Origin of the sequence: uncultured Methanobrevibacter sp., assembly GCF_947169325.1 — an archaeon.
Classification (GTDB): Archaea; Methanobacteriota; Methanobacteria; order Methanobacteriales; family Methanobacteriaceae; genus Methanocatella.
The window spans coordinates 102,240-115,483 of sequence record NZ_CAMVPN010000001.1; the positions used below are offsets into that span (position 1 = coordinate 102,240).

Annotated in this window: 1 protein-coding gene; it reads left to right on the forward strand. The window is 39.3% G+C overall.

Features of this window, described 5'->3' with window-relative positions:
* Window positions 1-303: 303 nt before the first annotated feature.
* Window positions 304-13,059 (forward strand): Ig-like domain repeat protein, encoded by a 12,756-nt coding sequence (locus Q0W26_RS00320; protein WP_298521339.1) that lies wholly within the window; start codon window positions 304-306, stop codon window positions 13,057-13,059.
* The last annotated feature ends 185 nt before the right edge of the window (window positions 13,060-13,244 follow it).

Genomic DNA, 13,244 nt, shown 5'->3' on the forward strand with positions numbered 1-13,244 from the left:
TTTACTGGTATACTAGTTTATCTGAATGTGTAATCGGAGCATTTTTAGAGGGTTTTTGTTTAGTTTCTATATATACAAATTAAATTTTATTTATTATTCAACTCAATTTGTGTAAATATTCAGTTTTATACAGTATCTTTTTGAATTACTGTTTAATTTTTATTTCCATTTTTAAATAAATTTTAATATTCAGGCTAAAATTGTGAATAGGAAAAGATATATACTTGTTTAATCTAATAATTAAATCAGTATGCCGATTTTGAAACGATGAAGTCATACTTATAAAAAAATGAGGTTATTATTATGAATAAAAAGCAGATATTTATTGTGCTGTGCTTGTTCATAATATCCCTTTCAGCAGTTTCAGCTGTATCAGCAACCAATCATATTGATGAGGTTAATCTCACAGCATCTGCGAATCAGGATATTGTACAAGTTGACAGCACCCAAGAAGATCTCCTGACCGACACGGCGGGAACATTTATACAATTGAATGAGAAGATTCAGGGTGCAGGCGGAAGCGTTACCTTGGATAAAAATTACACATACACTAGTGGCGACAGCATAGTATCCAATGGAATTTCCATTAATAAGGACATTGTTATTGATGGTGCAGGATACACAATAGACGGTGCAAACCAAGCATCAATATTCACTATAAGTGGAAATTCACATGTAGTGCTTAAAAACATTAACTTAGTTAATGCTAAAGGTAGTGATGGTGCTGCAATCAGTTTGACTACTGGTGACAATGTAGAGATATTCAATTCAAACTTCATCAACAATTCTGCTTCTAATAATGGTGGTGCAATATACATAGCTACCACTTCCTCAATGACCTCAACTTCATCTGTTTCTGAATATAACTTTATAATTGCAGATTCAACATTCACTAGCAATACTGCCGATAATGATGGTGGTGCAGTATATGTCAATGGTGCCAATGTAGGAATATTCAACACTACATTCATGAGCAATGTTGCCGGTGATGACGGTGGTGCAATTAACTGGATGGGTAGTAATGGTACTATATACAATATTACCTGTATTGGTAATAAAGGTATAAGTATCGATAAACCTGATGGTAGTACTTCAAGTACTCGTGGTGGTACTATATGTCTTACCGGTTCAGATGTTACCATATCTAAATCCAGTTTCACCTCATGTTCTGCTTGGATGGATGATGGTAAAGATCCATTCAAGGTAGATGGTGGTGCACTATTCATTACTGGAGATAATGTTGACATCATCGATACCACATTCAATGATTGTAGTGCAGCTCATAATGGTGGTGCAATATACATTATAGGTGATAATACTATAGTTGATAATTGTACCTTTAGTAATTGTACTGCTAACAATAATAGTGGTGTAATATATGTCGAAGGTGACTCTGCTATAATTAATAATACCATATTCACAAATAATAAAGCTGCCTTTGATGGTGGTTGTATATATGTAGAAGGTGATGATGGTAAATTATACAATAGTAAATTTATAAATAATGCTGCTGGTGACGATGGTGGTGCAATATACTGGGAAGGTCAAAGAGGTATAATTCATAATATTACATGTATCAATAATAAAGGTACAAGTGAGGGTAAATCCAGTAGTCGTGGTGGTACTATATGTCTTACCGGTTCCAATGTAACAGTAACACAGTCAAGCTTCAGTCATTCCAGTGTCAGCATTGATGAAAGCAGGGATGTCTCCAAGATTGATGGTGGTGCATTATTCGTTACCGGTAATAATGTTGATATAATCGATACTAGTTTTGATGATTGTAGTGCTACCCATGGTGGAGGTGCTCTATACATTATCGGTAATGATACCGTCATTACAGGCTGCACTATCAATGACTGTAAAGCTATGGGTGGTTCAGCAATTTGCATTGAAGGTCATGATGCTCACATTACCCAATCAAACATTACAAACTCATTAAGTTTTGAGGCTGGTGGGGTATATGTAAATGGTCCAAATACAGTAATTTCTGCAAACTTCATAAACTGTACCGCAGGTGATGCGAAAAATATAGGAAGCGGTGCAGCAATTTATGTAAATGGTGTCAACACCCAAATCACAGGATCAACATTCCTCAACTCAACCGCAAATGGCGGTGACGGTGGTGCCGTTTTCGTTGGAGGATTCAACACTCTCATCAAAGACTCAGACTTCAAATTCACAAAAGCGGATGACGGTAAAGGTGGAGCAATCTACATTGCAGGTGACTCCGCAAACGTTTTAGATTCAACATTCGATGAAGCTCATGCTGAATATGGTGGTGCAATCTACATCGGAGGTTACAGAACAGGTAGAGATGCAAAAGTTCTTGACTGTAACATCACATCATCAACATCAGATTGTGATGGTGGAGCAATCTATGTTGCAGGTAACAATGCACTCATTTCAGCTAACATCAACAATGCACATGCATTAGGATTGAATGCAGGCAACGGTTCAGGTGGTGCAATCTATGTCGGCGGTGATAATTCAAACATCACTGCATCCACTTTCGAAAACTGTAGTGCAGGAATGGATTCATTCGGTGGAGCAATCTACATTGAAGGAAACGACGCAAATGTTGAAAAATCCACATTCCACAACACCTATGCAACTGAAGGTGAAACCGGTGCCAGCGGTGGAGCAATCTACATTGCAGGTCATGATGCAGTAGTAAGCGAATCAGATTTCACTGACTGTCATGCACGTGAAGGTGGTGTAATCTCCATTAAAGGAGGATACTCCAAAGTAAAAGAGTCACAAATGACTGACTGCTATGCATTTGATGACGGTGGAGCAATCTACATTTCAGGTGGAATATTCACAGACATTTCCAATTCAACTTTCGAAAACTGTGCAGCACTCAGCAATGACGGTGGTGCAATCTACATTGACGGTTACGTCACTTCCATTAAAGACTCACAGTTCACCAACTGTGCAGCATCCTCTCAAAACGGTGCAGGTGGTGCAATCTACATTGAAGGTGACAACACCACAATAACAAACGCAAAATTCGATTCATGCATCAGTGTTGACGGTGGAGCAATCTACATCCAAGGTGATTATGTAGGCATATCCGATTCCGAGTTTAAATCAAACAGCCTCATGGATTACTCAGATGAGGATAATTATGGTGGAGCTATATATGTAAACGGTGCAAAAGCAGTAATTTCCACATCAACATTTGAAAACCACTCAGCATTTACCGGTGGTGCAATATACATTAACGGTACAGATACCACAATTTCAGATTCAAGTTTCACAAAATCAGCTGCCGATTACGGTGGTGCAATATTCATACAAGGAGCCAACGCTAAAGTAGTGGCTTCAGACATCAATGATTCATCATCCAAATACGATGGTGGAGCAATTTATGTAAACGGTACAAACGCATTCATATCTGCTGACTTTACAAACTGTAATGCAGGTGATGATGACATTGCAGGAAACGGCGGTGCAATATATGTAAGGGGTACCAACGCAGATATCGAAGATTCCACATTCATAAACTGCGCAGCAGTAAATGATGGTGATGGTGGAGCCATTTTCGTGGCAGGAGTAAATACCACTGTAGAAAAATCCAAATTCAACAATGCAAATGCCCGTGAAGGTGGAGCAATTTACATTGAAGGCGCTTCAGCTACCGTAAGCGAATCAGAATTCGAAGACACTCACGCTTATGACGGTGGGGCAATCTACATTGAAGGAAACGATACAAAAATAGAAAACGTAGATATCTCATCAAGTTACTCAGCCCAAAACGGTGGGGCAATTTACGTGCATGGAGTACGTACAACAGTCAAAGACGCTACTTTCACCGAAACCAATACTGAAAATGACGGTGTAGGTGGTGCAATCAATATTGTAGGTGAAAACACTACAATCGAAGATTCCAATTTCACCAACAGCAATTCCACAGCGGGTGGAGCAATCTATGTAACCGGTGACAATGCAGCAATCAGAAATTCCCACTTCTCAGACATCATATCCGATACCAGCGGTGGGGCAATTTACGTTGCAGGAAGCAACACCAAAATCTCAGATGACACATTCGTTTCATGTCACTCAGAAGGTGCAACCGGTTATTCCGGCGGTGGAGCAATTTATGTTGCAGGTGACGGAACATACATTTCAGGATCAGAATTTGCAGATTCCACATCAAAAAGATACGGTGGAGCTATTTACGTAGCAGGTAAGAATACCCACATTGCAGATTCCAAATTCACATCCAACCATGCAGACCACTCTGCAGGTGCAATATACATTTCAAAATATGATGATGTAGTAAACGGCAAACCTGTTGTTGTTGAAGCTCAAAACACCAATATCGAAGATTGTATATTCGACCAAAACACTGCTGTAATCTCAGGTGGTGCAGTGAGAGTTTCAGGTACAAATACAACAATCAACCGTTCCCAGTTCACAACCAACAAAGTTACTTCAGGCTTTGGAGGAGATGACAAAGCAATTGGTGGAGCACTATACATTGACGGTATAAACGCTACAGTACAATACTCATCATTTGTTGCTAATACAGCTAACGGTAAAGGTGGAGCTGTCTACTGGAACGGTGGTCACGGTGGAGACTCAATCATAGGATGTAATTTCACCAAAAACAGAGCAAATACCTATGACAACTCTCTAGGTGGAGCTGTTTACTGGAGTGCAGGTGGAGCATCAACTCCTGGTGGTCTTGTAAAAGACACAATCTTTGACAGCAACTACGCAGGAAAACACGGTGGAGGTATGGACTGGTACAGGTCATACAACAGTGTAATGCAAAACTGTACATTCATAAACAACACCGCAGTAAAAGACGGTGGAGGTTTCTACATAGGTGATACTGGTGGAAAAGGTAGAAATATCACTTTAACTGATTGTAAATTCATCAATAACACTGCAGGTTATGCAGGTGGAGCATTATCCAATCAAATGTCAGATTCACAGTTCATCAATTCAACTTTCATTGGAAACAAAGCTAAATTCGGTGGATCAGTCATAATGAAAGACGCAGTGACTGTCAACAATAAAATTATAGGATGTACTTTCATCAATTCAGTTGCTGAAGACGATCCAAAAGTCGAAATACAAGTAAGAGGTAAAGGTGGAGCAATATTTGCAAGAGACAACAAGATTACAGTTGACAACAGCACATTCATCAACTGTAGCGCTCTTGAAGGTGGAGCAATCTACTGGAACGGTGGTATGAACTACAAGAATACCGACCCTGCCTCAGCACACAGCACCAAATATTTAGGTATCGACGGTGTAGTTTCCAATTCAATATTCACAGACAACAATGCGGTCCGTGGTGGAGCTGTCTACTGGCAAGCTACCAACGGTACAATCGCAAATTCCACATTCACAGGCAATGATGCAACAGACGGTGGTGCATTATACTGGGAAGGTGGAGTAGAATACATGGACGTTAAATTCAATTATCCAAAAACCTTTGTTGTTCATGGTGAAAACGGTATTGTATACAATTCCACATTCACCAGAAACACTGCTCAAAACGGTGGTGCAGCTTATTGGACTGGTACCAACGGTTTAATATCAGACTCAACATTCACAGAAAACGAAGCTAATATGGGTGGAGCAGTATACTGGAACAACATTACTCAAACCGCAACCTACACTGTACCTAAAACCAATGTGCAGTACAACAAGACTGTATCAGCAGGTCAAAACGGATTGATATCCAATTCCAAGTTCACCAGCAACGCAGCTAAAGGCAGTGACGCTTTAGGTGGAGCATTATACTGGAATTCATCCTCAAGCGAGGTAGCTGATTCAACATTCATGAACAACACTGCAGAATTAGGTGGAGCAATCTACTGGGTTAACGGTAAAGCAATCGACAATTCAGTATTCAGATACAATAAGGCAGACAACGGTTCAGCAATGTATGTCGATGAATCCGCTCCTAGAATGGACATCATTGATTCAAAATTCTTCGACAACAGGGCTAAATCAAACCGCTTCGATCCTTTATCATTGAATGTCGATGAAGACAAAAAAATCATTACTTTGGATGCTTACTTCAGAGGTAACGACAATATCATCAACGCAATATACAATGACGGCGAAAATAACGTATACTTCACTAACGTATACTATTTAGGAGTCAACGGAGTTAAAAATACAGGCAATGCTGCTGTAGCTCCACAAAAAATCGATGGTATTCCACAGGACCCTGACAAATTATACCAAACTGACTATGAAGTTTACCAAACTGTTGACGTAACCCTTTACGGAACCAACAATAAGGAAGTCGCAAGAGAAGTGCTGAAAACAGATTCTGAAGGTAAAATCTCACTATATTACGATGATCTCGATGTCGACAAGGCTTCATTGAAACTTAAGATACAGCATCCTGGAGATGACTATTACACTTATCTTGTACATGTTGAAGGCGCAAACCTTACATTCGTCTTCATTGAGACTGTAGATATCGACTGTCTTGACGATGAGGTAATAAACATTACCGTCGTTGCACAGGACAAATCAATAATGGTTGCACCTACAGGAAACATCTCCCTGTGGATTGACGGCAACCTTTTCGCAGACAATGTGGAACTGACTCATGAAGAAGGAAGCAGATTCGCTACTGCTACAGTAATCGTTCCTAAATGTCCAACCGGAATCTATGATGTTTATGTCAGATACAACGGTGATGATGACTTCCTGCCTGAAGAGAACACCTCTTCATACAAAGTGCGTGAAGTCGACGATTCAATCATTGTAGATACAGTTGACATTAAAGTGGGCGAAATAGAACCTATAAACATTACTGTATTCCCATCAAATAAGGTGACCGGTATTGTTTCAGTATACCTTGACAGCAAATACATTGGAGACTACGAGTTAGTTGACGGCAAAATACAAATCAACAGAGAAGGCTTACTTGCAGGCACACATCACGTCGTTGCATTCTACCAGGGCGATTCCAACTTCAAACCTGTAAGCAACACCTCAAGTTTCATAGTTACAAAACATGACCCTTACTTTGTAGTGCATGCCAATGACATCTTCGTATATGATCATGGATACATTTGGGTAACCCTTCCGGAAAACGCAACTGGAATCGTATATCTAAAAGTAAACGGCACCCAATATTATATTAACTTAACCAATGGTGAAAGAAGCATCCAAATTCCAATATTTGATATAGCTGGAACATACAATGTATGGGGTAATTACTCAGGTGACGACTACTGGTACAGTGCAGTGAACACAACCACATTCACAGTTTCAAAATACAACATCACTTTGGATGTTCAAACCGCTGATATAGCATACAACGAAAAAGAGCAGCTTAACGTGACCATGCAGTTCGCCGACGCTACCGAAAACGTAACAATCAAAATAAACGATACATTAAGAGTATTTGAAAACGTTCCAATAGTAAACGGCGTAGCAAAACTTAATGTCACAGGCCTCGAACCTGGAGACTATGCGGTGGAAGTAATATATCCTGGAGACAAAAAATACAATGGAAATTCCACAAAAGGAACTTTCACAGTCACAAAAGCTCACATACCAATTATAATTGTTCCTCAAAACTTCACATTCCTTGAAAAAGGAATCGCATATATTTATGTTAATACAACTGGAGAAGTAAATGCCACAATCGCAGGCATTGCCAAAAACACCAGGATACTTCTAGACGGCAGCGTATCCTACGACCTCAAAGACTTGGACCCTGGAGTTTACACAATCACAGCACACTTCTCCGGAAACAAATATTATTATGAAAGTACTAATGAAACCATTTTCGAAGTATACAAACTCAACAGAACCGTAGACATCAAAGTCCATGACATCATCTACGGCAACTACGAAGACATTCAGACATTCGTAAAAGCAACAGGTAATGTAACAATCTTCGTAAATGGTAAAAATGAAACCGTTGAACTTAAAGACACCGGTTACGGTTCACAAGGTCAAGCAAGCGTTGGACATTACCAAGAGTACAATGGAAAAGCAGTATGGAACGTATTTGACCTTGAAGTAGGAACCTATCCGGTTGAAGTAATCTACAACGGAAACAAATTCTACAACCCTGCTTCAGCACAAGCAACATTCAGAGTCATTCCGGTAAACACATCTGTAGTCATTGAGCCTCATGACATCAAAGTATGGGACAGCGAATATCTCAACGTCACAGTCAAAGATGCAAACGGCAGAACAATGACTGATGCAGTTGGAAACATTACCATTGACATAAATGGAGCGATATACTCTGAAGCAGTCATTGACGGTGTTGCAAGATTTGTAATTCCTGATTTAACCATAGGAGAAAAAGAGGTTTGGGCTTTCTATGATGGAGATAGAAACCACAACGGAAACAGATCAGTTGCAACATTTAATGTAGGTCAAAGAACTCCAATCGTTAATGTGACAGGTCAAAACATCGACGTCGGCCAAACTGAAAACATCCACATTGAAATTCCAGCAAATGCAACAGGTTATGTTGTCTTAACCGGAAACTTCACTGAATATTCAATTCAAATCTCAAAATTCAACGGTGGAAAAGCGGATGTGTCATTCAATGGCCTTGCTGCTGGAATTTACTCAGTGCATATCAAATATTACGGTGATGAATACGACAACTACACTGTCGGTGAGGCAGATGCAGAATTCGAAGTCTCCCCAATAGATACTCCGATAGACATTGTCGTTGAAAACATCTATTACAAACAGACAGCTCATATTACAGTAAACGTAAATGACGATGCAACTGGATTCATCACTGTTAATGTCGTTAACGAAAGTGGAGCAATTAAAGAAATCAAATTGCCAGTATTTAATGGTACAGTGGACTGCCTAGTTGATAATTTGGCAGTTGACAACTACACAGTATATGCATTCTATTCTGGAGATGATAGATACAACTCAAATAATACATCCGGTGTGTTTGAAGTTAAAAAGATATCTCCTGAAATCAGCATAGAGTCAGTTGAAGTCAATGCAGCAAGAAATGCACTCGTCGTTGTTTACATCACTCCTGGAACTACTGGATCAATTGACATTACTGTCAACGATAAGGTTTATTCCGGTCAAATCAACAACGGCATAGCAAGAATCCTCATTGACCAGATGGATGCCGGAAACTACACAGTTTACGCTTACTATGCAGGTGACAGAAACTACACCAACGCTTCAACTTCAACTAGAGATGCAGTAAATGTCCACAAGTTCGGATGCTACGGCATGAACGTGACAGCAGATGACACTAAAGTCGGACTCAACTCCACTATTGTTGTAAATGTTCCTGCTGACGCTAAAGGAGAAGTAGCAATCTATGTAAATGGAACATGGGCTGGAAACGCAACAGTCAACAATGGTGTAGCAGATTTGAATGTAGTCAAAGACATCTCAGGCAAATACGTTGTTGTGGCAACATTCACTGACGGCAAATATGCTGACAAGAATGTCACAACCAATTATTACGTATCCAAATGGGACACTCCAATTTACATTGATGTAAATGACGCTAAAGTTGGAGATGTTGTAAAAGTAACTGTTAACGTGCCTGAAGACGTAAAAGAAAATGTAACCATTGAAATAGATGGCAAATCATACACTAATAAAACTTACGGCGGAAACGCCATATTCTATGTATCAGACTTAATCTATGGAGACAAAACCGTTGTAGCAACCTACGACGGTGACAATAAATATGTATTCAACTCAACAACCGCTAATTTCACAGTATCAAAATATGATTTGACTATAACTGTGGAAGGCACTGATATCAATGTTGGAGATGTTGAAAAAATCAGCATCACAGCACCTGAAGATGTCACAAGACCTGTTTTAGTGGATGTTGACGGCAAAGGATATTATGTAAATATTGCTGACGGCAAAGGAACTTTAGACATAACCGGCCTTGACAGCGGCTCATACACTGTAATCGCAACATACGTTGGTGATGACAAATACAATAAAGCACAGGCAAACGGCACATTCATTGTATCTAAAGTCCCTTCAAGCGTATCTGCAATAGCAGAAAACATAACCGTCGGTGATAAGGAAATAATTGAAATCAATGTTCCAAATGATGCAACAGGTTATGTGACCGTTAATGTCGACGGCAAAAATTACGATGTTTATGTAGCAAACGGCAAAGGACTTCTTGCTGTTCCAAATCTCAAAGTTGGAAACTACACAGTCAATGTCGACTATCAAGGAGACAGAAAATACGAAGCAAGCGAAAACTTCACAATATTTGTAGTATCTCCAATCGAAACAGAACTTATTGTTGTTGATCAAGGAAACAATACAGTTGTTGTAATTGTCGGCGATAATGCAACAGGTAATGTCACAATCACTGTTGAAGGCAAAAACTTCACAGGTGAAGTAATCAACGGCACAACCAAAATAACCGTTGAAAACGTGACTACCGGAGTTCACAACATTACCGTAGTATATTCCGGAGATGAAAATCACACAGATGCAACCGCAAATGCAACAATAACCATTCCGGATGAAGTCGTTCCAATAATAATCGTTAACGAGACAGTAATTGTCAATGAAACAGTAGTCGTGAATGAGACTGTAGTCATCAACCAGACTGTAGTTGTCAATGAAACTGTTGTCGTTAACCAGACTGTAGTTGTCAATGAGACTGTAGTCATCAACCAGACAGTTGTCAACGAGACAGTCATTGTCAATGAAACCATTATTATTAATGAAACTTCCAAACTTGACACTCCAATAGAAGTCAGTGTGGATGACATCAAAGTCGGTGAAAATGCTGTTGTAGTCATTAACATTCCTGAAAACGCTACAGGTAATGTGACTGTAACCATTGACAGAAAACAGTACGTTACTGAAGTAATCAACGGAACTGCTACTGTAATTGTCGAAAACCTCACTGAAGGTCCAAAAACAGTGATCGTCGAATATCCTGGTGATGACAACTACACTGCAAATTACACAATCTCCGGATTCAATGTCGAAAAGGTCAAAACAACTCCTGACATTGTTGTTGTTGATCAAGGAAACGGAACCGTAGTGGTTGTTGTTGGCGATAATGCAACCGGTAATGTCACAATCACTGTTGAAGGCAAAAACTTCACTGGTGAAATAATCAACGGCACTGCAGTAATCACACTTGACAATGTAACTCCTGGAGTTCACAACATTACCGCAATCTATTCCGGTGATGAAAATTACAACAATGCAACAGCTGACGGCACTGTCACAATTCCTAAATCCGACATTATCATAACCTTCGAGGCATATGACATTTACGTTGGAGATACTGAATTCATTAATGTAACTCTACCAAATGGTGCAAGCGGAAATGTATTAATTGAAATCAATGGATATGTCTATGAGCCGGTGGAAGTTGATGAAAATGTTGTAAGATTCGTGGTTGAAAACCTGAATGCAGGAGGCAAGACAGTTGTTGCATACTATGACGGCGATGATGAATACCTGCCAAGAAACGTCACAGACAGATTCACAGTATCAAAACACAATTCAACCGTAAGTGCTGAAATTGATGATGTTTATGTCGGTGATAATGTAGTTGTCATTGTAAAAACAATCGACGATGCAACCGGACAGGTACTGATTGACATCGATGGCGTAACCTACTATGCAAACGTTACCGATGGTGTCGGATCTGTTGAAATTCCTCGCATGCTCAACGGAACCTATCCTGTCAACTTAACCTATGTAGGTGATGACAAATACCTGGCAAGCTACAATTCAACTTTATTCCATGTATCAAAAGTTCCATCATTTGTAATTCCAATTGCAGAAGACATTTATGTTGGAGAACTTGAAAACATCCACTTAAAAGTCCCAACTGATGCAGTCGGAAACGTAACTTTAGTGATTGACGGTGAAGTATTCAACTTCAATCTGGCTGAAGGAGTATTGGCAGCAGTATACTCAGAAGGAGAAAAATACAATGTTGCAATCAGTGGCGGAAATGGTGTTTTAGTAATATCCGGTCTTCCTGAAGGAGAATACATAGTGTCTGCAAGATATAATGGTGATGACAAATACCTGCCATCAGTAAACGACACTACATTTACAGTTACTCAATATGTGCCTCCGGAAATTATCCACGAAGACGGACCATCCAATGTACAGGCACAGGATAATGAAACCGAACCTATCAATGTTCCATCAGATGAGCCTGTAAATCTGGTTCCTTATGAAGATGACGATGTCATTGATGCAAAATCCTTTGGAGACGCTACCAAAAACAAAACCACAGATGAAACTCCTGAAGACGTAACTCCAATTGCTGATCCTCCAGTGGTTGACACTCCAATAAGCGTGAAAGCACATGACATTTACGTAGGTGAAAATGAAACTGTTGTCGTAACAGTTCCAAATAATGCAACCGGAACAGTTACCATTGAAATCGATGGCGTAAAATACTCAACTACTGAAATTATCCAAGGTACAGCTACCTTTGTAGTTGAAGGATTAACCGCCGGAGATAAAACAGTCAATGTAAATTACTCAGGTAATGAAGTATACGCAAATAACAGCACAGTCGGTCAGTTCACAGTTTACAAACTTCCTTCAACTGTAAATGCAACAGGAAATGACATTGATGTTGGAGATGATGAAGTCATTGAAGTCACAGTTCCAAAAGATGCAACCGGAACAGTTACCATTGAAATCGAAGGTACAAACTACACTACCACTGAAATCAACGATGGTGTAGCTAAAGTTGTTGTCCATGGTCTTCCAGCTGGCGAATACATCGCTAAAGTATACTACGGCGGAAATGACAAATACCTGCCAAGCAACAATACAGTCAGCTTCAAAGTGTCTGAAGTCGAAACTCCAATTGAAAATGAAACCGAAGAAAATGACACTGAAATTGATGATGAACCGGATATTGACACTGACGGTGATGAAGAGTTAGATGAAACTCCTGTTAAAAAGACTACTCCTGCTAAAAAGTCTCAAGCTAGGGATGATGTCACATTAGGTCAATATGAAACTGGTAATCCTATTTTAGTACTGTTATTGGTTTTACTTGCAGCAGGATCTTCTCAAATCAGAAGATTCAAAAAATAAGATTTTTCAAAAAAATATATTGTATAAATTTACAATATAATTTTTACCCTTTTTTTTTATTTGCTTTTATTTTTTCATCTTGAAAATTTTAACGACTATTTTTCAGATTAATTTCATTGAAAATCATGACATGGAAAATATTGAGTTTCAATGTGGGATTCTATTTAATTTGGCGATTTTGAGTG